This window comes from Micromonospora sp. CA-244673, from assembly GCF_050948395.1.
Classification (GTDB): domain Bacteria; phylum Actinomycetota; class Actinomycetes; order Mycobacteriales; family Micromonosporaceae; genus Micromonospora.
The window spans coordinates 3442934-3467570 of record NZ_CP192019.1; the positions used below are offsets into that span (position 1 = coordinate 3442934).

27 protein-coding genes are annotated in these 24637 nt (G+C 70.3%); 16 read left to right on the top strand and 11 right to left on the bottom strand.

Annotated elements, in window-relative coordinates; translation table 11 throughout:
- Positions 1 to 65: 65 nt before the first annotated feature.
- The 5 genes from ACQP12_RS16005 to ACQP12_RS16025 all read right to left on the bottom strand — a co-directional run bounded on the left by ACQP12_RS16005 (position 66) and on the right by ACQP12_RS16025 (position 4577).
- Entirely contained in the window at positions 66 to 434 is a 369-nt protein-coding gene (locus ACQP12_RS16005) for a GNAT family N-acetyltransferase (RefSeq protein WP_433288803.1), read from the bottom strand.
- Complete coding sequence (locus ACQP12_RS16010) at positions 431 to 1612, bottom strand: MFS transporter (protein WP_433288806.1); 1182 nt, start codon at positions 1610 to 1612, stop codon at positions 431 to 433. The genes ACQP12_RS16005 and ACQP12_RS16010 overlap by 4 nt, the downstream gene beginning before the upstream one ends.
- A gap of 141 nt (positions 1613 to 1753) precedes the next feature.
- The gene (locus tag ACQP12_RS16015) at positions 1754 to 2698 is read right to left on the bottom strand and encodes an NADP-dependent oxidoreductase (protein ID WP_433288808.1); all 945 of its coding nucleotides are present in this window, start codon (positions 2696 to 2698) and stop codon (positions 1754 to 1756) included.
- A 358-nt stretch (positions 2699 to 3056) separates the two neighbouring features.
- On the bottom strand, positions 3057 to 3500 hold the full coding sequence (locus ACQP12_RS16020; protein ID WP_433288810.1) for a GNAT family N-acetyltransferase: 444 nt from the start codon (positions 3498 to 3500) through the stop codon (positions 3057 to 3059).
- A gap of 159 nt (positions 3501 to 3659) precedes the next feature.
- A complete protein-coding gene (locus ACQP12_RS16025; RefSeq protein ID WP_433288812.1) occupies positions 3660 to 4577 on the bottom strand; it encodes an NADP-dependent oxidoreductase in 918 nt (305 codons plus the stop codon).
- Between the two features lie 349 nt (positions 4578 to 4926).
- Here ACQP12_RS16025 and ACQP12_RS16030 point away from each other — a divergent pair, with 349 nt between their 5' ends.
- The 5 genes from ACQP12_RS16030 to nhaA all read left to right on the top strand — a co-directional run bounded on the left by ACQP12_RS16030 (position 4927) and on the right by nhaA (position 9939).
- Positions 4927 to 5151, top strand: a complete 225-nt coding sequence (locus ACQP12_RS16030; RefSeq protein ID WP_433288814.1) for a hypothetical protein — start codon at positions 4927 to 4929, stop codon at positions 5149 to 5151.
- Between the two features lie 9 nt (positions 5152 to 5160).
- Positions 5161 to 5667 (top strand): peptide-methionine (S)-S-oxide reductase MsrA, encoded by a 507-nt coding sequence (gene msrA, locus ACQP12_RS16035; protein ID WP_433288816.1) that lies wholly within the window; start codon positions 5161 to 5163, stop codon positions 5665 to 5667.
- A gap of 382 nt (positions 5668 to 6049) precedes the next feature.
- Positions 6050 to 6706 (top strand): TetR/AcrR family transcriptional regulator, encoded by a 657-nt coding sequence (locus ACQP12_RS16040; protein WP_357949214.1) that lies wholly within the window; start codon positions 6050 to 6052, stop codon positions 6704 to 6706.
- A gap of 483 nt (positions 6707 to 7189) precedes the next feature.
- Positions 7190 to 7618, top strand: coding sequence for an OsmC family protein (locus tag ACQP12_RS16045; RefSeq protein ID WP_357949211.1), 429 nt, complete (start codon positions 7190 to 7192; stop codon positions 7616 to 7618).
- Between the two features lie 428 nt (positions 7619 to 8046).
- Positions 8047 to 9939 (top strand): Na+/H+ antiporter NhaA, encoded by a 1893-nt coding sequence (gene nhaA / locus ACQP12_RS16050; protein WP_433288819.1) that lies wholly within the window; start codon positions 8047 to 8049, stop codon positions 9937 to 9939.
- 388 nt (positions 9940 to 10327) lie between these two features.
- Here the strand turns inward: nhaA and ACQP12_RS16055 are convergent, their stop codons facing one another.
- The 5 genes from ACQP12_RS16055 to ACQP12_RS16075 form a co-directional block, all read right to left on the bottom strand.
- A complete protein-coding gene (locus ACQP12_RS16055; protein ID WP_433288821.1) occupies positions 10328 to 10690 on the bottom strand; it encodes an ArsR/SmtB family transcription factor in 363 nt (120 codons plus the stop codon).
- A 347-nt stretch (positions 10691 to 11037) separates the two neighbouring features.
- Positions 11038 to 11445, bottom strand: a complete 408-nt coding sequence (locus tag ACQP12_RS16060; protein WP_433288823.1) for an arsenate reductase ArsC — start codon at positions 11443 to 11445, stop codon at positions 11038 to 11040.
- Positions 11442 to 11630 (bottom strand): hypothetical protein, encoded by a 189-nt coding sequence (locus ACQP12_RS16065; RefSeq protein WP_433288825.1) that lies wholly within the window; start codon positions 11628 to 11630, stop codon positions 11442 to 11444. The genes ACQP12_RS16060 and ACQP12_RS16065 overlap by 4 nt, the downstream gene beginning before the upstream one ends.
- Positions 11627 to 12370: an aquaporin gene (locus ACQP12_RS16070; RefSeq protein ID WP_433288827.1), complete on the bottom strand. Its 744-nt coding sequence runs from the start codon at positions 12368 to 12370 to the stop codon at positions 11627 to 11629. Before ACQP12_RS16070 ends, ACQP12_RS16065 begins: the two co-directional genes overlap by 4 nt.
- A 221-nt stretch (positions 12371 to 12591) precedes the next feature.
- Entirely contained in the window at positions 12592 to 12975 is a 384-nt protein-coding gene (locus ACQP12_RS16075; protein ID WP_357949184.1) for an ArsR/SmtB family transcription factor, read from the bottom strand.
- 252 nt (positions 12976 to 13227) lie between these two features.
- Here ACQP12_RS16075 and ACQP12_RS16080 point away from each other — a divergent pair, with 252 nt between their 5' ends.
- The 8 genes from ACQP12_RS16080 (at position 13228) to ACQP12_RS16115 (ending at position 20675) form a co-directional block, all read left to right on the top strand.
- Positions 13228 to 13476 (top strand): hypothetical protein, encoded by a 249-nt coding sequence (locus tag ACQP12_RS16080; protein ID WP_433288830.1) that lies wholly within the window; start codon positions 13228 to 13230, stop codon positions 13474 to 13476.
- Complete coding sequence (locus ACQP12_RS16085) at positions 13473 to 14717, top strand: M28 family metallopeptidase (RefSeq protein WP_433288832.1); 1245 nt, start codon at positions 13473 to 13475, stop codon at positions 14715 to 14717. Before ACQP12_RS16080 ends, ACQP12_RS16085 begins: the two co-directional genes overlap by 4 nt.
- A gap of 11 nt (positions 14718 to 14728) precedes the next feature.
- Entirely contained in the window at positions 14729 to 15055 is a 327-nt protein-coding gene (locus ACQP12_RS16090) for an ArsR/SmtB family transcription factor (RefSeq protein ID WP_433288834.1), read from the top strand.
- Positions 15055 to 15549 carry a GNAT family N-acetyltransferase gene (locus ACQP12_RS16095; protein ID WP_357949174.1) on the top strand — a complete coding sequence of 165 codons (495 nt, stop codon included), beginning with the start codon at positions 15055 to 15057 and terminating at the stop codon, positions 15547 to 15549. Before ACQP12_RS16090 ends, ACQP12_RS16095 begins: the two co-directional genes overlap by 1 nt.
- A 76-nt stretch (positions 15550 to 15625) precedes the next feature.
- On the top strand, positions 15626 to 17041 hold the full coding sequence (locus tag ACQP12_RS16100) for an FAD-dependent oxidoreductase (RefSeq protein ID WP_433288836.1): 1416 nt from the start codon (positions 15626 to 15628) through the stop codon (positions 17039 to 17041).
- Complete coding sequence (locus ACQP12_RS16105; RefSeq protein WP_433288838.1) at positions 17041 to 18294, top strand: MFS transporter; 1254 nt, start codon at positions 17041 to 17043, stop codon at positions 18292 to 18294. The genes ACQP12_RS16100 and ACQP12_RS16105 overlap by 1 nt, the downstream gene beginning before the upstream one ends.
- Positions 18295 to 18445: 151 nt before the next feature.
- Complete coding sequence (locus tag ACQP12_RS16110) at positions 18446 to 20056, top strand: FAD-dependent monooxygenase (RefSeq protein ID WP_433288840.1); 1611 nt, start codon at positions 18446 to 18448, stop codon at positions 20054 to 20056.
- 139 nt (positions 20057 to 20195) lie between these two features.
- On the top strand, positions 20196 to 20675 hold the full coding sequence (locus tag ACQP12_RS16115; RefSeq protein WP_433288842.1) for a heme-degrading domain-containing protein: 480 nt from the start codon (positions 20196 to 20198) through the stop codon (positions 20673 to 20675).
- 232 nt (positions 20676 to 20907) lie between these two features.
- Here ACQP12_RS16115 and ACQP12_RS16120 read toward each other — a convergent pair whose 3' ends face one another.
- Entirely contained in the window at positions 20908 to 21639 is a 732-nt protein-coding gene (locus tag ACQP12_RS16120; protein ID WP_433288844.1) for a phosphotransferase enzyme family protein, read from the bottom strand.
- Between the two features lie 191 nt (positions 21640 to 21830).
- Between ACQP12_RS16120 and ACQP12_RS16125 the strand changes: the two genes are divergently transcribed.
- The 3 genes from ACQP12_RS16125 to ACQP12_RS16135 are packed head-to-tail and all read left to right on the top strand — an operon-like array spanning position 21831 to position 24630.
- Positions 21831 to 22604 carry a (Fe-S)-binding protein gene (locus ACQP12_RS16125; RefSeq protein ID WP_433289289.1) on the top strand — a complete coding sequence of 258 codons (774 nt, stop codon included), beginning with the start codon at positions 21831 to 21833 and terminating at the stop codon, positions 22602 to 22604.
- A gap of 17 nt (positions 22605 to 22621) precedes the next feature.
- Positions 22622 to 24031: a lactate utilization protein B gene (locus tag ACQP12_RS16130; protein WP_433289291.1), complete on the top strand. Its 1410-nt coding sequence runs from the start codon at positions 22622 to 22624 to the stop codon at positions 24029 to 24031.
- Positions 24028 to 24630: a LutC/YkgG family protein gene (locus ACQP12_RS16135; protein WP_433288846.1), complete on the top strand. Its 603-nt coding sequence runs from the start codon at positions 24028 to 24030 to the stop codon at positions 24628 to 24630. The genes ACQP12_RS16130 and ACQP12_RS16135 overlap by 4 nt, the downstream gene beginning before the upstream one ends.
- Positions 24631 to 24637: the final 7 nt, after the last annotated feature.

Here is a 24637-nt window from a genome sequence, read left to right on the forward strand (position 1 = left end):
TCAAGAGCGGGGCATCGACAGCGACCTCCTAGGACTCGCGGGTTTCCGGCAGGCGGCCCGTAGTCTCAGCCACCGGCCTTCCTCCGCGCCGACTCGGCAGCAGCACGATCGGAGTAGCCGGGGTGTCGGGCGTCGATCAGATCGGCATAGGCGGTCGTTCGCGAGAGGTAGTCGACCACGAAGGGGCAGATTGCGGTGATCGTGCCCTCGCGTGCGCGGATCTCGTCGAGTACTCGCCGGACCATCGCGCCCGCCACGCCCTGGTGTCGATGACTCGACTCGACTTCGGTGTGCCGGAGGGCGTATCGGTTGGGCCTCAGGTGGGTGTAGTAGAGCCAGCCGACCAGCTTGCTGTCGCGGTAGAGCTCAAAGCGGCCATGATCAGGGCTGTCGATCAGCTCCTCGGCTACCAGTGCCCGTCCTTCACTGCTCATCGGCTCACCCTTCCACGTGTAGTTAGGCTGTTCGTGCCCGTGTCGCTGTGCGGGTTGCGCGCAGCGAGGACAGTGAGCAGGGTGGCGACGACGGCAAGTCCGCCGTATCCGAGGACGATCTGCGGCAGCGAGAAGGTGTTCGAGAGTTCCCCGGAGATGAGGCTGGGGAAGGCGGCGCCGCTGTAGCAGAGGACGTAGATGACGCTGAAGATCGCTGCCCGGTCGGCCAGGGTGCTGTCGTGCAGCAGGCCGCGGGTGGCGGCGCTGATGGCGATACCTTGACCGGCGCCGGCGACGATGGTTGCGGCGATGAACAACGCCAGGGTGCCGATGGCGATCGCTGTGATGATGCCGATCCAGCCAGCCAGGAAGACGATCATCCCGATGCGTTGGGCCGCCGCGGAGGTGACCCGGCCGCCGAGGGGAGCGCCGAGAACGCTGGAGGCCATGTAGGCGGCGAACACCAGTCCGAGGGTGAGCGGGCTATGAGTGTGGAGCTGATCTTCGACCAGCGCGGGCACGAAGGCCTGGTAGAAGGCCCCGGTCGCCCAGGTGGCCAGGAACACCGCTGCTGCGACAGGGAGCAGATGCCTGACCCGCGCCGGTACGCGGACCCGCGGCAGCAGTGATCGCCAAGCACCCGGCGTCGGCCCGGCGGTTTCCGGGCTGATGGCGATGAGTGCGGCAGACAGTACGAGGAGACCGGCGCACACCAGGTAGATGAGGTTGCGTGGCCAGGGGCCGAACTGGACCAGGGCGCCGGAGGCGACGGCACCGAGGGTGAGGCCGAGCATGGGTCCCTGGCTGGAGGCGACGGCGGCCAACCACTCCGGCCTGGTGGGTGCGGCGTCAACGATGTAGGAGGTGAGGCTGCTGCTGGCCAAGCCGGTACCGACGCCCATCAGTAGCCGACCGGCCAGCAGGGTGCCGATGTCGTGCACGTTCAGCAGCAGCAGACAGCCCACCAGGAGCAGGCCGAGGCTGGCGATCGCGGTGAGTCGCCGGCCCAGATGATTGGACAGTCGCCCCAGCACCAACAGTGCGGCAATAGTGCCGACGGAGGTGGTGACGACGGCCATCGAGATGCCGGCGTTGGTGAACTTGTCCTCAGCCCGATAGACGTTGAACAGGGGGATCGGCGCGGCCGACGCGGCAAACGAGGCCACCAGGGAGACCACCGCAGCCAAGAATGCCAGCCGGAGCGTTCGGCCCCGGCGAGCCTGGTTGATCACTGGCGCCGTCTTTTGCATCGATACGTGCCCTTCTCGTGGCGTGAACCGGCCCGGAGTTTCCGGAGGCCTCAGGAAGCCGTCGAGCCCCTATGGACGAACGCGGATGACCGTCTTCCCACTGGTCCGCTCGGTCGGGTTGAGGGCGGCGACGGCGTCGTCGAGGGCCGCGACGGTGCCGATGTTCGCCCGCACGCGTCCGTCCCGGACCCGCCGGACGACCTCACCCAGCTGGGCGCGGTCGGACACGACAACGAAGTCGATCGCCAGGCCGTCAACCGGCCGTGCCTCCGGCGGCCCGGTGACGGTCACCAGCGTTCCTCCGGCTCGAACCAGACCCGCGGACCGCTTCTGGATGTCACCGCCGATGACATCGAAGACCAGATCGACTCCGCCGACGTCTTCCAGGGTGTCGTTGTCGAGGTCGACGAACTCGTGCGCGCCGAGATCGACCGCGATCTGCCGGACACTGGCACGTCCGGTGCCGATGACGTGGGCGCCGGCCTGACGGGCGAGCTGGGTCGCCATCGAACCGACTGCGCCGGCCGCGCCGTGCACCAGAACGCTCTGTCCCGCCAGGAGGTGGCCGTGATCGAACAGCCCCTGCCACGCGGTCAGGCCCGCCATCGCGATGCCAGCACCCACCGTGAAGTCGACGTCGCCCGGCAGCGGCGCGAGGTTGCGTGCCTCGACGACTGTGTACTCGGCGAGGGTGCCGTCGCGTGTCCAGTCCGTGATGCCGAACACCCGCTGTCCCACGGACAGGCCGGTTGTGCCATAGCTGAGGGCGGTGACCACACCGGCCACCTCGTGTCCGGGGATCGACGGCGTGCGGTCGAAGCCGCGGCGCTCGATCCAGGTCGACGGCCACTCCAGCTCGTTCCCGGTGAACCCCGACGCATGAACGTCAACGACGACATCGCCGTAGTTCGCGCCCTCCAAACTCGCGAGCCTAGCTGCGTCGGGGTCGGGCCGCTCCGCCAGCGTCAACCCAGCCGTTCCCGCGGTCCGGTCCGTCGCCACGATCGCTCTCATCTGAATGCCTCTCCGTATCAGTCCTCGCCTACCCCGCTACGACGTAACGGGGTCTGCTGGGTCCGCGTCCTTGCGGCCGCTGATGATGGTCTTGCTCCCGACCGGCCCGGTCGGGTTGAAGGCGGCAACGACGTCGTCGAGGGCCGCGAGGCCGCTGCTGTTCGTCCGCACGACGCACGCGAGCGACGAGCTCCGTGGCCACCCGATCGCGTCGGTAGGCGGGTCAACCCAGGTCGTCAGCAGCACGACACGGCCGCCCACGAATCGGTACGAGAGCTCAGTGATCGCTTCGGCGCCTAGGGCGGCGGAACAGCGACCGCGCTCTGCGTCGTTGATGACACCGAGCTCCCAGCTGGATTCAGGACAAATGGGGGCGACCCTGGCTTGCTCCCGGGTGCTCGGGGTCGATGAGGTCGGCGTACTCGGGGTGGTGATCGATGAAGGTGCGCACGATCGGGCACATGATGGTGACCCTCTTGCCCTGCACGCGCACGTCGTCGAGGACGCGTCGGATCAGCTCGGTGGCGATGCCCTGTCTGCGGAACTCGGGGGACACCGCGGTGGCCAGCAGCACGAGTCGGTTGTCTCCGGCGACGTTGTAGGTCAGGCCGGCCACCTCCTGGCCCCCGGCAATGGCGTCGTAGATGCCGAGCTTCTCGTCGTTGACGACTTGGAAGTCGAACGCGGGGACGTGGGGATCGTCGATCACCTCGTCGATGAGGACGGTCTGGTCCCGGCTGAGGGTGCCGCTCTCGCCGGGGTACTCGAAGGCGTAGCGGGTCGGATCGGTTGCGTCGGTCACGCGTGGCGCGCCTTCGTTGATGGCCATCAGGTCACTCCCGGGTCGTGGCGGTGGTCGTACTCGCCCAGTCGCATGTCGTCGATGGGAGGCCAAGGCCCAGCCACCGACGTACTTCGCGCTCCTGCAGGGGTCGTTCTCGTGGTGGGGTGTGCCGAGCCCTCACGAGCGAACGCGGATGATCGTCTTTCCCTTGATCCGCTCGGTCGAGTTGAAGGCGGCGACGGCGTCGTCGAGGGTCGCGACGTTGCCGATGTGAGTCCGCAGCCGACCATCCCTGATCCGCTGGACGACCTCACCGAGCTGCGCGCGATCGGCCTCGACAACGAAATCAACCGTCAGGCCGTCCGCCGGCTGTGCTTCGGGCGGGCCGGCAATGGTCACGAGCGTTCCTCCGGCTCGGACCAGACCCGCAGAACGCTTCTGGATGTCGCCGCCGATCACGTCAAAAACCAGATCCACGCCGGCGATGTCCTCCAGGGCGTCGTCGCCGAGGTCGACGAACTCCTGCGCGCCGAAGTCGAGCGCGGTCTGGCGGTCCGCGGCACGTCCGGTGCCGATGACGTAGGCGCCGGCCTCTCTGGCCAGCTGAGTCACCAGCGAACCGACCCCACCGGCCGCACCGTGTACGAGGACGCTCTGCCCCGCCTGGAAACGGCCGTGCACGAACAGTCCCTGCCACGCGGTCAGGCCTGAGATCGGGAGGCTCGCGCCCACCGTGAAGTCGACGTCGCCGGGCAGCGGCGCGAGGTTGCGTGCCTCGACGGCCGCGTACTCCGCGAGGGTGCCGTCGCGAGTCCAGTCCGTCAGGCCGAACACCCGCTGTCCCACCGACAGTCCCGTCGTGCCATACCCGAGGGCGCTGACCACCCCGGCCAGCTCGTGTCCGGGGATCGACGGTGTCCGGTCACGGCCGAGTCGATCGGTCCAGGTCGAAGGCCACGTCAGCTCACCCGGAGTGAATCCCGATGCATGGACCTGAACCACGACGTCGTTCAGCGCCGGTGTCGGCTCAGGCCGCTCCACCAGCGTCATCCCGGCCATTCCCGCAGCCTGGTCCTTCACCACGATCGCTTTCATGGGAATTGTCTCCTCGGTCATGTGTGCCTTGGCGGAAAGCTGCGGGCATGGGAAAGCCCGTTACGACAGCTGATGTGAGGGGGCATGGGACGCAGCCGGTCGATCCGGACAGCGCTGACCCGCTACGTGCATCGATGGGCGCGCTCACGACGAACGCGGATGACCGTCTTCCCCGCCGGACGCCCCGAAGCTAATCGCGGCTAAACTGGTCTGTCAAGTCCAATCTCGCGGTCAAGCGGCTGCTACTGTAGCAGCAATCTAAAGCAGTTCAGCCGCCGTGAGGGCGGTGCTTGGAGGACCGCTTCCGAACTCCTAATCCGGACCTTATGGTCCAGTAAGGTTGTGGAGTGTGCCCGCGGGAATGAAACCGGCCCGTCGGGTGTCTGCACTCTTGCGCGAACAGGTGCGTTTCGCCTGGTTCCCCAGCTTCGCGCCGGAAGGCCGGGAAGGGAGAGCTGTGCCCAGTGCCACAGGAACCGAAAGCCGCTTCACGAGGGCGATCGCCACGACGACCGTCGTCGAGCGCGAACACGTCTTCAACGACGGCACCAGCACTGACACCGACGACAACTAGGGAGACGACGTGACCACCGAAAAGGCGATCCTCGCCGGCGGCTGCTTCTGGGGAATGGAGGAGCTGTTCCGCCGCCAGCCCGGCGTCGTGTCCACGCGCGTCGGCTACAGCGGCGGCGACGTCCCGAACGCCACCTACCGCAACCACGGAACCCATGCGGAGTCCATCGAGGTCGTCTACGACACCGAGAAGACCGACTTCCGTGCGCTGCTCGAGTTCTTCTTCCAGATCCATGACCCCTCGACGAAGAACCGCCAGGGCAACGACATCGGCAGCAGCTACCGCTCGGCGATCTTCTACACCAGCGACGAGCAGAAGCGGGTCGCCGAGGACACGATCGCCGATGTCGACGCCTCGGGCCTGTGGCCCGGCAAGGTCGTCACCGAGGTCACCCCGGCAGGCGACTTCTGGGAGGCTGAGCCCGAGCACCAGAATTACCTGCAGACCTACCCCGACGGTTACACCTGCCACTTCCCCCGTCCCGGGTGGAAGCTCCCCAGGCGGACGACGGCCTGACACCTCCGGCGCGCGGACCCCGGGTCCGCGCGCCGGCCCCGGTGATGTGTCAGCGATACCCGTGCCGGGTCGTGACGCCGAGAGTGGCGCCCTGAAGATCATCTCAACCGTTCAGTGCGGCCGGGCTGGTCCCCGCTGACCTCCGGCGCGCCGCTCACGACCCATCGTCGGGTAGCTCCTGAGCAGCAGCGCTGGCGCAGCGGGGACCGACAGGTCCAGGAAAGGTCCGCCCGTCGATGATCTCGCGGACATGGCATCCGTTCCACCAGGCTGGCGGCACACGCGTTCGTCCTTCGTCATCCCGCGAAAGCGACATGACGACGAATGGACTCCGTAGTCTCATTATCCAGAGATGATCTGGCTCGCTGGATAGACTTGGCCGATGAGCGACGAGCAGGTGGCTGCGCCGACGAATAGGCGGAGGATCAGTCAACGGGGCATCGCGACCCGAGAGCGGATCCTCGAGGCGGCGAACCGGCTGATGTTCGTGCGCGGAGTGAACGCGACGACCCTTGACGACGTCCGCGAGGCAAGCCAGACCAGCAAGTCTCAGCTCTACCACCACTTCGCCGACAAGCAGGAACTCGTGCGGGCGTTGGTCAAATATCGAGGCGCGCTTGTGCTTCAGCGCGAGCGCGGAGGGCTCGAACGACTGAGATCGTTTTCAGGGTTGGTCCGGTGGCGTAACGCGCTGGTCCAGGCCAACTCGCTGAACAACGGCAGATACGGGTGCGGCCTCGGGTCAATGGCCGTCGAGCTGTCCGATCAAGATGAGCAGGCTCGATCGATGCTGCTGGAGACGTTCGCGGCATGGGAAAAGCTGATCAGTGATGGTCTGCACCGGATGCGGGACAGCGGTGCACTGCGCCAGGACGCCGACCCGGAGAAGTTGGCCACGGGGTTGATGGCAGCGTTGCAAGGCGGCTACCTGCTGGCGAACGCCGCGCACAACGTCGCACCCATGGAAGTCGCGCTGGACATGGCACTGGAACACATCAAGTCGTTCCTCTCGCAGCCGTCCGGCGAGCCGACCCGCTAATCGAGCCCTCGTCATCGTGATCAGGCTGGTCACGGCGGGTGCGAGCAGCCTGGATATCGATGACAACGCGACACGATGGCCGACAGTAGGTGCCGGCCGTCTTCACCCGCGGTGAGAAAGCGGTCATCAAGTCGCTCCACGCATCGTTGGATCGCCTCGTACTACGACTGCGTATCCCAGCCTTAACGGACTGATGGGTCCATCATCGGGTTCCTGGCGCTGATTGGTCCCAGCCGTGTCTCGATGGTCTCAACCGCCCATCAATGCAGCTAAAGCGACCCTGGGTGATGGGTCCGTGAGGGCCTAGCGGCTCCGGCAACTAGCGGTTATCTGGACTACTGAGTCCATGCGAGCTAGCCTGCGGAGGTACTTGGTCGCGGGGTGATGCGCCCAGCCACAGCCCCCGCTCAAACGGCGGCTCGGCTGCTGCTGGATCCGCGTACCTGGACCGTCATTACCAGGATCTACAGGAAGGCGCGGCTCATGGAAACCGATCAGGATCGTGTCGTCGCATCCGCCCGAGCTGTCCTTCCGGCCACTGAGCGCCGGCGCACGGACATCACCACCCGCGGCTTCACGTTCGTCGCCGATGAACCGCACAACGGCGCACTCGGCGAAGGCCCGACGCCGACGGAGTACCTGTTGATGGCGCTCGCGTCGTGCACTGCTCAGACGCTCAGGCAGTACGTCGACTACAAGTACGACACCGCCGGTGACATCACCGTCGAGATCGACTACCACGAGCCCGAGCAGGAAGGCGCGGAGCGTTACCTGCAGCGCACGATCACGCTGAGCGAAGAACCTGACCCCGACGATTTGAAGGTGATGCATGACATTGCCGAGAAGTCCCCGGTGACCCTGTTGATCCAGTTCGCCTGGAGCGTCAGGACCGAGTTCGTCGGGCCGCGCTGAAATCAGGCCGCTTGCTGCTCGGCGATCACGGCCGAGCAGCAAGCAGTGGTCGTTCCCGCCCGGGCGGCGACGGTGTTTCCGTCGACGGCGACAGCTCGAACGCGATGCGGCGCCTTACATGCGGCGTAGCTCCTGAGTCCTGGCGGACTGCGGCGGACTCGTGCCGTCAGCTCAGAACAGGGCCGGTGCGGTCGGCTCGGTAACGCTTGAGCGTCTGCCGAGCAGGGCGATGTGCGCGGTCGTCCCGACCATGAGCTCACGGGTAGTCGTCCGCAGCCTGCAGGGACCGGCGGGCCTCGTCGCACCGTCCGCAGCTGGCCCCGGCCGGGGCAGCGCGATCAGTACTGAACCGAGGGGTCGCGTGCCCGCATCGCTGCACGTGATCTAGCTATCCACGCTGGCCCGGCCAGCGCGCCGGAAGGTGACGTGTGACCGAAACCAAGATGAGCGGCCGAACGGTCTGGAAGCCGGAACTAGCGGCACCGCTGCGAGCCTTCCTGCGGACTGAGTCCGGCAGCGCCGGCGTGCTCGTGGCCGCCATCGTCGCCGCACTGCTCTGGGCCAACATCGACCCCGGCTCCTACGAAGCCGTCTGGCGTACCCAACTGTCCCTACGCCTCGGGCACCTCGAGCTCTCCCGCGACCTGCACACCTGGATCAACAGCGGTTTGATGACTCTGTTCTTCCTGGTCGTCGGCCTTGAGACGCGGCGCGAGTTCGACCTCGGCGACCTACGCGACCGGCGACGTTTCGTGCTGCCCAGCGTGGCCGGCGTGATCGGCATGCTGATCCCGGTGCTGATCTTCCTGATGATCAACCACGGCGGGCCGGGCGCGCATGGCTGGGGCGTGGCTATGTCGACCGACACCGCCCTCGCGTTGGGCCTGCTGGCACTGCTCGGCCGGGGCGTGCCCGACCGGGTCCGGATTTTCCTGCTCACCGTGTTCGTGGTCGACGACTTGATTGCCCTCATCGTCATCGCCCTGGTCTACAGCGACGACATCAAGATGATGCCGATCGTGGTGGCCGTGGCGGCGTTCGCGGTCATGCTGGCCATCCGCGCAGCCGGCGTCCGACGTGGCGCTGCGTACGTGCCGCTCGCCGCCGTGATGTGGGGCGCGCTGTTGGTCAGCGGAGTCGACCCGGTCGTGGCTGGGCTGGCCATCGGGTTGACTGCGTTCGCCTACTCTCCCGGCCGAGCTGAGCTCGAGCAGGTCAGCGGGCTGTTCCGGTCGTTCCGTGAGCAGCCGACGCCCAAGCTCGCGCGTACGGCATCGATCGGCCTCGCGAACACGCTGTCGCCCAACGACCGCCTTCAGCGGATCTACCACCCCTGGTCCAGCTACGCCATCGTGCCGCTGTTCGGCCTGGCCAACGCTGGCATCAGGATCGACGGCCCGTTCCTGGCCCAGGCGTTCACGTCGCCGGTCACCTGGGGCGTACTGCTCGGGTATGTCGTCGGCAAGCCGCTCGCCGTGATCGGCACCTCGGCCGGGCTCACCTGGATCTCCCGCGGTCGGATCCGTCCGGCCGTGGGCTGGGCGGGCGTGCTCGGCAGCGGCACGATCGCCGGTGTCAGTTTCACGGTGTCGCTGCTGATCGCGAGCCTGGCCTTCACCGGCGACCAACTGGCCGAGGCCAAAGTCGGGGTGCTCAGCGCCGCGATCGTATGCTCAGCGCTGACCTGGACCGCGTTCCGTGTCACCAACATGTTGCCCAGGGACAAGCACATCCGGGCGCTCTTCGGCGACATGACGGAGCTGATCGACCTCATCCCGGAGGTCGATGAGAAGCAGGACCACGTCCGCGGCCCAGCCAATGCGTCGGTGACGCTGGTGCAGTACGGCGACTTCCAGTGCCCGTACTGCGGGAAGGCCGAGCCAGCCGTCCGGCAGTTGCTGGGCCACGCCGACCTGCGTTTCGTGTGGCGTCACCTGCCGCTGCCAGACGTGCACCCGCAAGCCCGGCTCGCAGCCGAGGCCGCCGAAGCAGCGGCCGCCCAGGGCAAGTTCTGGCAGATGCACGACCTGCTGCTCGACCACCAGGACAAGCTGAACATCACTGACCTGATCAGATACGCCGGCGACCTCGGTCTGGATCAGGAACGTTTCCACGACGATCTGACAAGTCACGCCCACGCCGCCCGCATCGAAAGCGACATCGACTCCGCCGACAACAGCGGAGTGTCCGGCACCCCGACGTTCTTCATCAACGGCCGCCGCCACTACGGCGCCTACGACATCACGACCTTGGCCGCCGCCATTCGTATGGCCCGAGCCCGCGCCCACCTCGGCCGCGAGGCACCAGCGACCCGTAAATAGGCGCGTTCCGTTGACTCTCGCTCAGGCATCGGCAGCCGTTGGAAACACGTGCCCGTGTCCGAGGCGAGCGGGCGACGCACCAGGTCGGATCGACGTGGGGAACGAGCGGCGGGCTCAACCGCGGGCTTGCCGCCCCGCCACGTCCCGCACCTGGGCCCCCGCCTCACTGATCGGCACGCCGTTGCGCTGCCGACAGCCCGGGGGAGAGGCCAGGGCCCGCGCCACAGTGGCAGCGCCGGCCCTCAGGGGCCAGGTGGCGGATCGTGGGCTGCGGCTGGCAGACGACGCCGACCGTGTGATTCGTCGATCATTACCCGGTGCGGCCCCTGGTGCTGGCCGCTCGTCGGCACCCGCAGGATCGGGTGCCGGCGGCCCCACCGTCCCCTGCTCAGCGGGCCTTCTTCGTCGCCCGTTTGCGAGGCGGCGTCAACAGCTCGGCGATCGCCGAGATCGCGGACGGCACCAGGCGGTAGTACGCCCACACGCCCCGCTTCTCGCGCTCGAGCAGGCCCGCTTCGGTGAGGATCCGAAGGTGATGACTGACGGTCGGCTGGGACAGACCAAGCGGCGCGGTGAGGTCACTCACGGACGCCTCGCCCTCCGGGGATGACTGGATCAGACTGAGCAGTCGCAGCCGGGCCGGGTCGGCGAAGGCCTTCAGCACTCCCGCGAGCCGCTCGGCATCCGCACGCTTGATCGGCTCGCCGGCAAGCGGCGAGATGGCAGGGGTGGCAGTTTTCGCAGTTCCCACGCTCCCATCGTTGCACCAACGCCGGGGACATGCCGGTACAACCAGGACCGGGTCATCATCAGTTGCCGGCAGGGAGCCATGGTGGCCCATACCGGCCATGTCCGTGGCCGTGCCGGTGTCGGCACCGGCCCAGCGCGTCGCGGATCTTGGACCACTCGGCGCACAGCCAAGGCGACGGTCACCGACATCGCCGCCCGACTGCGCGGACAGCCGTAGACCCGAGCCCCCGCCGGCTCGGCCGGCCTCGGGCGGCGTCGGTCAGGGCAGGGCGGCCAGGTACCGCTCGGCGTCGAGGGCGGGTGAGCCGCCCACCGGCAGGCGCCGGCGGGCGACCGTGCGGGCGGGTGTCAGGCGGTGGGGTGCAGCTCGGCGAGCAGCGTCTCCACCCGGTTGCGGATCTCGTCCCGGATGGGGCGTACCGCGTCGACGCCCTTGCCGGCGGGGTCTTCGAGCTTCCAGTCCTCGTACCGCTTCCCAGGGAAGACGGGGCAGGCGTCGCCGCAGCCCATCGTGACGATGATGTCCGAGGATTCCGCCGTCTCGTACTCGAGGAGCTTGGGGGTCTGGTCGGTGATGTCGATGCCGACCTCCCGCATGGCCTCGACGGCGGCCGGGTTCACGGTCGCGGCCGGGGCGGAGCCGGCGGAGCGGACCTCGACGCTGTCGCCGGCGAGGTGGCGCAGCCACCCGGCGGCCATCTGGGAGCGGCCGGCGTTGTGGACGCAGACGAACAGGACGCTGGGCTTGTCGTTCATGAGGTGCCTTCCGTGCAGTCCGAGTCGCGGGGCCGGTTGACCGGCACGTCGTTGAGGTCGAGGAACAGATGGTGGTCCGGGTTGCTGTCGCGGTCGAGCGTCCGGTAGCGGCCCGGGTCGTGGCGGCGGTTGAACAAGCCGGGCGAAACCTGGGCCGCGCTGGGGTCGTGTGGGTTCTCTGTCATGAGCGGTGGTTGACGGTGGCGTCCTCGTCGGCGGGGACGACGACCTGGTCGGCGGCGGCGCCGGCGTCGGGGTAGAGGGCGGCGAGCAGGCCGACACCGACCGCGAGGCCGACGAGCTGCGCCACGACGAAGCCGGGCACGGACGTGGGGGCGATTCCGGCGAAGGTGTCGGTGAAGGCGCGACCGATGGTGACCGCCGGGTTGGCGAACGAGGTCGACGAGGTGAACCAGTACGCGGCCCCGATGTAGGCGCCGACGGCCGCGGGGGCGACCGCGGCGCGGCCGGAGCGGGCGAGGGCGAAGATCAGCAGGATCAACCCGGTGGTGGCGACGACCTCCCCGAGCCACAGGTTGCCGGCCGACCGGTCCTTGCTGGCGAAGTCGACGGCGGCCAAGTTGAACATCAGGTTCGCCAACACCGACCCCGCGATCGCGCCGAGGACCTGGGCCAGGACGTAACCGCCCAGGTCGCGGGCGGTGAGCCCGGTACCGGCGCGGCGGCCGAGGAACCAGTCGGCGGCGGACACGACCGGGTTGAGATGCGCTCCGGACACCGGGCCGAAGATCAGGATCAGCGCGCCGAGGGCGAACGCGGTGGCGGTGGAGTTCTCCAGCAACTGCAGGCCCACGTCGTCGGGGGAGAGGGTGGTGGCCATGATGCCGGAGCCGACCACGGCGGTGACCAGCAGGGCGGTGCCGGTGAACTCGGCCAGCAGGCGCCGTCGAAGTGCGATGGCCATCAGTCTGTTCTCTCCCATGGTGTTGCTGTCCAGGATGGTCGGGCGCGGCGTCGGCCACCACGCCGCGCACGTCGTGGAGGCACTCGCCGCACAGGCGAGCGACCGTCCTCGCCCCGCACGGCCACGGGCGGGCAGCCGCTCAACAGTGGCCCGACATCGCGGGCCGGCATTGACAGGATGGCCGCGCGAAAGCACAAGGCGCCGCGCGATGCGGCGGCGGCCTACCGCTGCGAGGCGGCCGTCGGCTCGATCGACAGCAGGCCGGCGAGCTGGCGCAGGATCTGCGGCCGGGCCCGGTAGTAGACCCAGGTGCCCCGCCGCTCGGCGTCCACCAGGCCCGCCTCGCGCAGCGTCTTGAGATGGTGGGAGATCGTCGGCCCGGTCAGGTCGAACGCCGGCGTCAGGTCGCACACGCACGCCTCGCCGTTCTCGGCGGAAGCGATCATCGACATCAGCTGCAGCCGTACCGGGTCGCCGAGGGCCTTGAACGCGGGCGCGAGCACAGCGGCCGTCTCGGCCGGTACCCGGCGCTGCGCCAGCGGGGGGCAGCACGGCGTGTCGGCGTTGAGGTCGACGAGGGGGAGCGGGGCCTGTTGCTTCGACATGCCTCTAGGTTGACATCTCTCTAATCAGCGTGCAAGTCTCTGGTTAGACGGACGTCAAGACAGGCGTCCCGTGGAAATGAGGCTCGTCATGTTCGGCTTTACGCGTCGCCGGCCCTCAGCCGTGGCTGGGGTCCGGTTCTGCGACTCCTGTGCTCGGGTGTCCACTCCTGACCAGCGAGTCGATCGCCTCTACGACCGTGCCCGCACAGCCGCCTACACGCTGGTCAGCCCCCGCTGAGGAGAGGACCCGACATGTCCGAGAACACCCCCACCGTCGGCGGCTTCGCCGGCGACCCCGCCGCCGCCCTGCAGGTCACCGGCTCCGGCGCCTGCTGCGGCAGCCCCGCCCAGGGCGTCGGCGCGATCCTCCCGCCGGCCGGCGGGAGCGCGACCAGCGACCCCTGCTGCGGCACCCGGCAGGCCGCACAGCAGGCCGACTCGTGCTGCGGGACGCAGGCCAGGACCGACGCGATCGCCACCGGACAGGGATGCTGCTCATGACCACCCGCACCGACCTCGCGAGCCTGCTCGACCAGGTCAGCGCCGGCCGGATGACCGCCACCGTCGCCACCCTGGCCTCCGACCCCCTGGCCGGTCGGCGCGTCGGCTCGCCCGGCGGCGCGGCGGCCCGCGCCTGGCTCGTCGACCACCTCACCGGCCTTCACGGTGAGGTCCGCACCGAGGACTTTCCCGTCCGCGCGGTGCCGCAGGTGTACGAGGCGCCGGCGGTCACCTGGGGAAACCGTAACGACTCCCACCAGTTGGTGTTCGGCCGGCAGGTCGCAATCCACCCCGCCTCCGCCGACACCGCCGACCCCACCCGCGGCCCGCTCGGCCTCGCCGGCACGGACGACCCGGCCGGGCGGTGGCTCGTCGTGCCGGCCGAGATGAGCCTGTTCGACGCCTACCGCGACACCCACGGCGCGGCCGGCCTGCTGGTCCGTCGCCCGGTTGACGCCGAGGGCTGGCAGTTCACCATGCTCGCCGGACCGGATCCCGGGCCGCTGCCGGTGCTCACCCTCGACCCGGACACCCATCACGTCGTCCTCGCCGCCGCGGCCACGGGCGCCGGCTGGCTGGACGGGGCCACGCCGCTTCGCCGCGACGACGTCACCGGCACGAACGTTCTCGCCCGACCCCGACAGCCCACCCCCGGGGCCGTGGACCTGCTGTTGACCGCGCACTACGACGGCGTCGGCGACCACCCGGGGCTTCGCCTGCCCGCGGCATCGGACAACGCCACCGGCGTCGCCGTGGTCCTCGAAGCCGCCCGCATCCTCGCCGCCGGACTCCCCGCAGGTGTCGGGTTGTCCGTCGCGCTGCTCGACGGCGAGGAGGTCGGGGCGCTCGGCTCCGCCCACCACGCCACCCAACTCCGCGCCGAAGGCGCCGCACCGCTGGTCATCAACGTCGACGGCGCCGGTCGCCTGGACGGGGCGGCGGCAGTCGAGGCCGGCGGCCCCGCCCACCGCCTTCTGGCGCTGCTGGACCAGGCCGGTCGGCACACCGGCGTCCCCCTGGCGGCGGGCCCGGTGGCATCGGACAACCGCCGCTACGGCGGAGCGGGCCTTGCTGCGGTCGGCGTCGGCGCCGGGATGGGCGGCTACCACAGTCCCGCCGACACCCCCGACAAGGTCGACCCTGCCACCCTGACCGCGATCGCCCGCCTCGTCGTCGCCACCGCCCACCTCGCCGGGACGGCGCCTGCTACGCTTCCATCGCCAATCGGCGATAAACGATAAAAGGAGTGGTGGTGGACGACCTCCTCGACCGGGACACCGCGCAGACCTATGCCTCGTGGTTCCGGGCCCTCGCGGACCCGACCCGGGTGCAGATCGTGGAGTACCTGGCCCGACACGCCCGGCCGATGAGCGTGGGGGAGATCGTCGCCGCCGTCGGGCTCGCCCAGTCCACCGTCTCCCAGCACCTGAAGATCCTGACCGAGGTGCGGTTCGTGCTCGTCGAGCCGGTCGGCACCGCCCGTCACTACCGCGTCAACGACGCCTGCGTCAGCTGCTTCCCGTCCGCCGCCGACGTCGTCATGGGCCGTCCCGCCCCCAACCCGATCGGAGCCTGCTGATGGTCGACATCACCGTCCGCCCGATGACCTCGGACGACGCCGATCGAGTCCTCGCCATCTACCAGGCCGGCCTCGACGGCGGTGACGCCAGCTTCGAGACCACCGCACCGACCTGGCGGGCATTCGACGAGACCCGGCTGATTGACCACCGCTTCGTGGCCGTCGACGCGGACGACACCGTGATCGGATGGGTGGCGGTGTCGGCGACGTCGAGCCGGGCGGTCTACGCCGGGGTGGTCGAGCACTCCGTCTACGTCGATCCCGCCGCCCAGGGCCGCGGGGTGGCCCGGCTGCTGCTGAACGCCCTGATCGCCTCCACCGAGGCCGCCGGCATCTGGACCATCCAATCCGGAGTCTTCCCGGAGAACACCGCCAGTCTCGCCTTGCACCAGCGGGTTGGCTTCCGCGTCATCGGCACCCGCGAACGGGTCGGACGGCACCACGGCCGGTGGCGCGACGTGATCCTGCTCGAGCGGCGCAGCCCCGCCATCTGAACCCCTTCAGCTCCGCATGTCCCAGCACCACTGCACCTTTCTGATTCGATAGTTTTCAACACAGAGGAGTTTTCCGATGACCGTCCTGACCGAGCTGCCCGTCGTGGTGATCGGCGCGGGCCCGGTGGGTCTGGCCGCCGCCGCCCACCTGCACGACCGCGGCCTGCCCTTCCTTGTCCTGGAGGCCGGCGACACCGCCGGCGCGGCCGTGCGGCAGTGGGGGCACGTTCGGGTCTTCTCCCCGTGGCGGTACAACGTCGACCAGGCCGCCCGCCGACTCCTCGACGACGCCGGCTGGGTCGCCCCGGCCGAGGACGCCCTGCCCACCGGCGCGGAGCTGGTCACCGACTACCTCCAGCCCCTCGCGGAGCTGCCGCAGCTCAAGCCCCACCTGCGCTACGGCGCCCGGGTGGAAGCGATCAGCCGGCTCGGCCTGGACCGGCTGCGCACCGCCGGTCGCGAACAGACGCCGTTCCTGATCCGCCTCGCCGACGGCGACGAGTTGCTCGCCCGGGCGGTCATCGACGCATCCGGAACCTGGGGCACCCCCAACGTCCTCGGCGCCTCCGGCCTGCCCGCCCGGGGCGAGAAGAACGGCGCCGCGTTCCTCGAGCACGCACTGCCCGACGTGCTCGGCGCGGACCGGGACCGCTTCGCCGGCCGGCACACCCTCGTCGTCGGCGCCGGCCACTCCGCCGCGAACACCCTGCTCTCCCTCGCCGAGCTGGCCGCCACCGAGCCGGGCACGGAGGTGACCTGGGCGATCCGCTCGGCCAGCCCGACCCGCACCTACGGCGGCGGCGACGCCGACGCCCTGCCCGCCCGCGGCGCGCTGGGCTCGCGGCTGCGGGAGCACGTCGACGCCGGCCGGATCCGGCTGCTCACCGGCTTCTCCGTGCACGCGCTCACCCCGACCGGCGGCCGGGTCGCCGTGGTCGTCCGGCACGCCGACGGCAGCGACGAGCAGGTTGTGGTCGACCGGATCGTCGCCGCCACCGGCTTCCGTCCCGACCACTCCATCGCCGCCGAGCTGCGCCTGGACCTCGACCCGGTCATGGGCGCCACCCGGGCGCTGGCACCGCTGATCGACCCCAACGAACACTCCTGCGGCACCGTGCCCCCGCACGGCGTCGACGAACTCGCCCACCCGGAGGCGGGCTACTACGCCGTCGGGATGAAGAGCTACGGCCGCGCGCCGACGTTCCTCATGGCCACCGGCTACGAACAGGTCCGCTCCGTCGTCGCCGCCCTCGCCGGGGACTGGGACGCCGCCCGCGACGTCCAGCTCGACCTGCCCGAAACCGGGGTCTGCAACAGCAACCCCGCCGACTCCACCGGCACCGACAGCTGCTGCGGCCCCGCCCCGGCAGCCCAGCCGGCCGGCAAGGGTCTGGCCACCGGGATCTCCGGCGGGCTGCTGTCCGCACCGCTGAACCTCATCAGCCTCGACACCCCGACCAGCGGCCAGACCGGCGGCTGCTGCGCCAGCTGATGACCACCACCATGGTGCCCGCCGACCCGACCGTCGGCGGGCGCCACGGATGGCGCATCGTCGCCGCCCTCGCCATCACCTCCACCACCGGCTACGGCACCCTCTACTACGCGTTCGCCGTCCTGCTCGGTCCCATGGCCGCCAGCCTCGGCGCCTCCACCACCGCGGTCACCGGAGCGCTGACCGCCAGCGTTCTCGCCGGCGCGCTGATGGCCATCCCCGTCGGGAGGTGGCTCGACCGGCACGGCGGACGAGCCCTCATGACCGCCGGCTCGATCACCGCCACCGCACTCCTGATCGCCTGGTCCCAGGTCCAGACCACCGGGCAGCTCTACGCCGTCATGATCGGCATCGGCATCACCGGCGCGATGGTCCTCTACGAACCCGCCTTCGCGGTCATCATCTCCTGGTTCACCCCCGACCGACGCTCCACCGCGCTGCTCGCGGTCACCGTCGTCGCCGGGTTCGCCAGCACCATCTTCATGCCCCTCACCGGCATGCTGGTCGCGCACCTCGGCTGGCGCGGCGCGCTACTCACCCTTGCCGCCATCCACGGCACGGTGAACATCCCCCTGCACGCCCTCACCATCCGCACACCGCACACCGCCGCACCCACCCCTACGGCGCGACCTGAACACACCCTGCGGCGGGCCGCGGCCGGCGCCGCGCTGCGCGATCCCGGGTTCTGGATCCTCGCCGCCGCCCTCATCGCGCACGGCGCCGCCACGAGCACCATCGGCGTGCACCTCGTCGGTTACCTCACCAGCCGGGGCCACCCCGCCACCTTCGCCGCCACCATTGCCGGCCTGCTCGGCGTCCTGTCCGTCACCGGACGGCTCGTTCTCACCGGCGCGCGTCGCCGCATCCGGGTCACCACCGTCGTGGCCACGGTCTTCGCCATCCAGGCCGTCGCTGCCCTCGCCATGCCCTTCACCGCCGGAACCCGCGTCGGGGCCATCGTCACCGTCACCGGATTCGGGCTCGGCTTCGGCATCGCCAGCCTCGCCACCCCGGCACTGCTCGCCGACCGCTACGGCACCACCGCCTACGCCACCATCGCCGGACGACTCGCCGCCCCCGTCACCACCGCCAAAGCCGCCGCACCCCTGCTTGCCGCCGCGCTCCTACCGCACGGCGGCTACCACCTACTGCTTGCCGCCGTCACCACCGCATGTCTTCTCGCCGCCATCGGCATGCGCTTTATGGGGCAGAGCAGAACCGACCGGGGCGAGCACGACGACGAGACCGGCTGACTGCCCAGGAGCCTGCGTTCCCTCCGTCGATCATTCGTGGCCCGTAATCCGCGCAGCTGAGGTTCGTCTCGGGCACTACACCTGCACCCTTGGCGCTACCGTGGCCCTGACCGGTGGGTGCCATCCTCGCCGCTGAACCAGGGGGCTGCCGATGACGGGCGGTGCGGGCTCCGAGGTGGAGGTGCTGGTGGTCGGCGCGGGGCCGACCGGCCTCACCATGGCCGGGCAACTAGCCCGGCACGGCGCGCGGGTGCGCGTGGTCGACCGGGCGTTCGACCGGGTACACGAGTCGCGGGCGCTGGCGGTCCAGCCGCGCACGTTGGAGGTTCTCGCCGGGTTCGGACTGGCCGACGAGATGGTGGCGGCCGGCAACCCGGCGGTCCGGTTGACCCTGCACGCGGGCCGGCGGCAACGTTCGGTGCCGCTGTTCGACCTGGGCCTGCCCGACACGGCGTACCCGTATCTGCTGTTCCTGTCCCAGGCGGAGACCGAACGGCTGCTCGGCGAGCACCTCGCGACGCTCGGCGTTCGCGTCGAACGCGGCGTCGAACTGGTCGGCCTGGACCGTACCGATCAGGCCGCCGTCGCGACGCTGCGCGACCGCGACGGCCGCGAGGAACAGGTGTCGGCCCGATACGTGGTCGGCTGCGACGGTGCGCACAGCGCGGTGCGGCAGTTCGCCGGGATCGGCTTCGAGGGTGGCGCGTACCCGCAGACGTTCGTCCTGGCCGACCTGGAGGTCGACGGCGTCGAACCGGGCGCGGCACACGCCTTCCTCGCCGGGCGGGGGCTGCTGTTCCTCTTCCCGCTCGGGCGCCCGGCCAGTTGGCGGATGGTGGCGATGCGACCCTTGAACGACGCGACCCCGCCGAGCGCGCCGGTCCACCTCACCGAGCTGCAGGCGCTGGCCGACGCGTACGCCGGCGGCGCGCTGCGGCTGCACGACCCGCTGTGGGCGACGAACTTCCGGCTGCACCATCGGGCCGCCACCGCCTATCGGGCCGGACCGGTGTTCCTGGCCGGGGATGCCGCGCACATCCACAGCCCCGCCGGCGCGCAGGGCATGAACACCGGGATCCAGGACGCGGTGAACCTCGGCTGGAAACTCGCCCAGGCCCTGCACGCCGACGCCGACCCGGCGCTGCTGGACAGCTACCACGCGGAGCGGGCCCCGGTCGGCCGGATGGTGCTCCGGTTCAGCGACCGGGCCTTCACCGTCGCCACGACCACCAACCCGCTGGTCCGCTTCGCCCGGACCCGGCTCGCACCCGCCCTGCTGCCGGCGGTCCTCGCGCCCCGGATCGTGCGAGCCACCGCGTTCCGCACGGTCGCCCAGCTTGCCATCCGTTACCACCGCAGTCCGCTGTCCACCGACGGCCCGCACGGGCCGCGGACCGGTCCGCGAGCCGGCGACCGGCTGCCCGACGGCCCCCTGGCCGACGGCGGCTCGCTGCACCGGCTCACCGCCGCGCCCGGCTGGCACCTGCTGCTCTGCGGCCCGCCCGAAGGCTGGCCGGCGCACGAGATCGACGACCTGACCCGGCGCCACCACGGCAGGCTCGCCGCACATCACCTCGCCGGTCCGGTCGGGGCGGCGCCCGAGTCTGATGACCAGGTGCTGCGCCGGCTGGGTGTTGCTCCCGGCGCGCACGCCGCCTATCTGGTCCGGCCGGACGGGCACGTCGGTTACCGCGCAGGCGGCACTGACCTGACCGGCCTACGTGCCTACCTGCGCCGCTGGTTCGGACCCCCGAATGCTTGACGACGTGTGAAGACCCTCTCCGACGTATGCCGGCGCCCCCCGCGATCTGCTGACGGACGTACGGCACGATGAAGGTTCCGCTCGCCGGCTCTTCCTCTGCTTAGATCGTCCTGACGATCGAGGAAGGGAACGGTACGCCGTGACGCCGGAGCTTCAGGAGCAGGAAGAACGCCTCCAGTTCGACCGCTTTGACCATGACGACGCCTGGGCCCTGGGAAGTCGCCTGGTCGGGCTGGCCAGAGAGCGCGGCCACGCCGTCACCGTGGACATCCGCCTCGGCGACCACCAACTCTTCCACTACGCACTGCCCGGCACCTCTGCCGACAACGACGACTGGATCGAACGCAAGATCCGCGTGGTCCGCCGGTTCGGACACAGCTCCTACCTCGTGGGCCAGACCTACCGCGACCGCGGCACCACCTTCGAGGAAAAGTCCCACCTCGACGCGGCCCTGTACGCCGCGCACGGCGGCTGCTTCCCGATCATCCTCAGGGGCACCGGTCCGGTCGGCACCGTCACCGTCTCAGGGTTGCCCCAACTCGACGACCACCGCCTCGTCGTCGAGGCCCTCGAACTCTTCCTCAATTCCAAGCGCGCCGAGAAGGGGACCGTCTCGTGAACGGCTCCTTCTCAACCTGCGGCTGTCTCGTTCTCGGTGATGAGGGACTGCACTCCGCCGAGCAGGATGCGGTGTCGTAGGAGTGGGAAGCACCGCTGCTGACACGTGAGCAACCAGCGACCAGCGAGCACCGCCCGAGACAGCGGACGCCTGCTGCCTGCCGTGCGTGACGCGCGGTCGGCGGCAGATGTGCGCACTCGACCGCCATCAGGTCCACTCCTCGAACGGGCTCTCAGACCGCCCGAACTTCGGCGAGCCGCTTGACTGCGTACTCGTCGTCCCAGCAGACAGCGGCCTCCCACGCGGCCGACGCTTGCGCGGCAATGTCGTACGCGCCGTCGTCGAGGCCGGCGGCGTTGTCGGGCAGCACGAGGTCGAGGTCGGGCACGTCGACGTGCGCCTCGTCCCAGTCGATCAGCGCGACGTGATTCGCGGTCATGCGGACGTTGCCGGCGTTAGGGTCGCCGTGCACGACGCAGGTCTCACGTCCGGCGAGCCGCGCCCACGCTGTCCGGCATCGAGCAACGCCCTCACGGGGCATCGCACCGAGGTCGATCTTCGTCCCGGTCTCGGCGTGCAGGAGGTCGGTCGACGACCGCCAACCTGGACGTTGCGGCCACCCCCGCGTCAACCGATGCAGCTCGCGGAGCGCGCCGGCCACGCGACGCCAGTCGGCCTGCGTCTCGGGCGGTCCGCCCTCCAGGTAGGTCATCACCACCAGACCATCGGCGAACAGCCGGCCGTCCGTGGTCGGGATCGGCACCGGCACGGTCAGACCGGCACGGTCGAGATAGTGGAGAAGCTCGGTCTCCCACGCGAGATCAGCGTCGCTCCTGGTGCCGAGACGGCCGACCGCGAGGTGCCCGCCGACGCGCACGCTCCAGACGTCGTTGGCGACTCCGCCGGCGAGCGGCTCGATGCGAGCGGCGTCCTCCCCCCACTGCTCGAGTGCCTCCCACCCCATTCGCCACACCTTACGGGCTTTCCGCACATCGATGTCCGCCGTGCCAGCTCACCGCCGACGCCGGCGGAATACCGGTACTCGTCGGACTGGTCGAGGCCACCGCGCTCGGTAGCATCCTGGTGGAGGCCCGTGCCGCCGGCGCGATCGACGGCGACCTGGTGGGCCGCCGAGACCCGGATGGGTGGAAGAACATGCGGATTGCTCTGTTCGTCACCTGCCTCGCTGACACTCTCTTCCCCGAAGCGGCGAAGGCGACGGTACGGCTGCTGGAGCGCCTGGGCCACGAGGTCGTCTTCCCCGAGGATCAGACGTGCTGCGGGCAGATGCACGTGAACACCGGTTATCCGGACGAGGCGCTGCGGCTGGTCCGCCGGCACGTGCGGGTGTTCGCCCCGTACGACGTGGTGGTGGCGCCGTCGGGCTCGTGCGTCGGTTCGGTGCGGCACCAGCATGCGATGGTGGCACGGCGGGCGGGCGACGAGCGGTTGGCGGGCCGGGCGGAGGGGGTTGCCGCGCGGACGTATGAGCTGTCGGAGTTCCTCGTCGACGTGCTCGGGGTGACCGATGTCGGGGCGTACTACCCGCATCGGGTGACGTACCACCCGACCTGTCACTCGCTTCGGATGCTGCGGGTGGGGGACCGGCCGTTGCGGCTGCTGCGCGCGGTCCGTGGGCTGGACCTGGTGGAGCTGCCGCAGGCGGAGCAGTGCTGCGGCTTCGGCGGCACGTTTGCCGTGAAGAACGCGGACACCTCGACGGCGATGCTCGCTGACAAGATGCGCACCGTGCTGGCCACGAGAGCGGACGTGTGCACGGCCGGGGACGCCTCCTGCCTGATGCACATCGTCGGCGGGCTGTCGCGGCTGCGGGCGGGGGTGCGGACGGTGCATATGGCGGAGATCCTGGCCAGCACGGAACGCTCGGAGACGGTGGGGGAGCGGGAGCGGTCGGGGGTGCGACCGTGACACGTACGTTCCTGGGTATGCCCGCCACCGCCCCCACCGGTGTGGGGCACCTGCGCGGCGAGGAGTCGTTCCCGGCCGCGGCCCGCCGCGCCCTCGGCGACGCGCAGTTGCGGCGGAACCTGCGGCATGCGACCACGACGATCCGGGCGAAGTCGGGGGCGGTGATCGCTGAGGTGCCGGACTGGCCGGAGCTGCGCGCCGCCGCCCGGGCGATCAAGACCGACACCATGGCCCGCCTGCCCGAACTGCTGGAGCAGTTGGAGGCGGCCGTCACCGCGGCCGGCGGCACGGTGCACTGGGCCGCCGACGCCGTCGAGGCCAACCGGATCGTCACCGAACTGGTCCGGGCGGCCGGCGCCGACCGGGTCATGAAGGTCAAGTCGATGGCCACCCAGGAGATCGGCCTCAACGAGGCTCTGGAGGCCGCCGGGATCGAGCCCGTCGAGACGGACCTGGCCGAGCTGATCGTGCAGCTCGGCGACGACCGGCCGAGCCACATCCTGGTGCCGGCGATCCACCGCAACCGGGCCGAGATCCGGGAGATCTTCCTGCGGGCGATGCCGGGCGTCGACCCGGCGCTCACGGACGAGCCGGCGGTCCTGGCCGCCGCGGCGCGCCGGCACCTGCGGGAGACGTTCCTGAGTACGCGGGTGGCCGTGTCGGGCGCGAACTTCGCCGTCGCCGAGACCGGCACCCTCGCGGTCGTCGAGTCCGAGGGCAACGGGCGGATGTGCCTCACCCTGCCGGAGACCCTGATCACCGTGATGGGCATCGAGAAGGTCATCCCCACCTGGCGGGACCTGGAGGTGTTCCTCCAACTCCTGCCGCGGGCGTCGACCGGGGAGCGGATGAATCCCTACACCTCGATGTGGACCGGCGTCACGCCGGGTGACGGCCCGCAGGCGTTCCATCTGGTGCTGCTCGACAACGGCCGCAGCGCGGTGCTCGCCGACGAGGTGGGCCGGCAGGCGTTGCACTGCATCCGCTGCTCGGCCTGCCTCAACGTCTGCCCGGTGTACGAACGCACCGGCGGGCACGCGTACGGGTCGGTCTATCCGGGGCCGATCGGCGCCGTGCTCTCCCCGCAGCTCACCGGGGTGGCCGACAACGCCTCCCTGCCGTACGCCTCGTCGCTCTGCGGCGCCTGCTACGACGCCTGCCCCGTCATGATCGACATCCCCTCGATCCTGGTACACCTGCGCGCCCAGGCCCCGCACCCGCGCGCCGAGGCGGCGACCATGGCCGCGGCCGCGTACACCATGGACCGCCCGGCGCTGTACGCCGCCGCGCAGCGCGCGGCGCGGCTGAGCCAGCTCGCCGGGCCGCGCGGACGAGGCCTGCCGCCGCCGCTGTCCGGCTGGACCGCCAGCCGCGACCTGCCGGAGCCGCCGCCACAGACCTTCCGCCAGTGGTGGGCACAGCGGTGAGCGCGCGCGAGGTCATTCTCGGCCGGCTGCGTGCCGCCCTCGGCGAGCCCCGGCCGGTGCCGACCGAGGTGCCCCGGGACTACCGGCCCGCCGGCGCCGTCGCCGCCGACCTGGACCTGCTCGTGGACCGCCTCACCGACTACCGGGCAGCCGTGCACCGGTGCGCCGACACCGGCGTCACCCGGATCGTCGACGAGGTGCTCGGCGGCCGGCAGGCCGTGGTGCCGCCCGGCCTGCCCCCGCACTGGCTGCCCGACAGCGTTGTCGCGGTCACGGACGACGACCTCCCAGCGGGGCGGATCGCCGCCGCGGACGGGGTGGTGACCGCGGCGGCTGTGGCCGTGGCCGAGACCGGCACGATCGTGCTCGACGGAGCACCCGACCAGGGCCGCCGCATCATCACGCTGCTGCCCGACGTGCACGTGTGCGTGGTCCGGGCCGATCAGGTCGTCGCCACCGTGCCGGACGCCCTCGCCCGGGTCACCCCGGGCCGGCCGCTGACCTGGATCAGCGGGCCGTCCGCCACGAGCGACATCGAACTCAACCGGGTCGAGGGCGTCCACGGCCCCCGCAACCTCCACGTGATCATCGTCGACTGAACCAGGC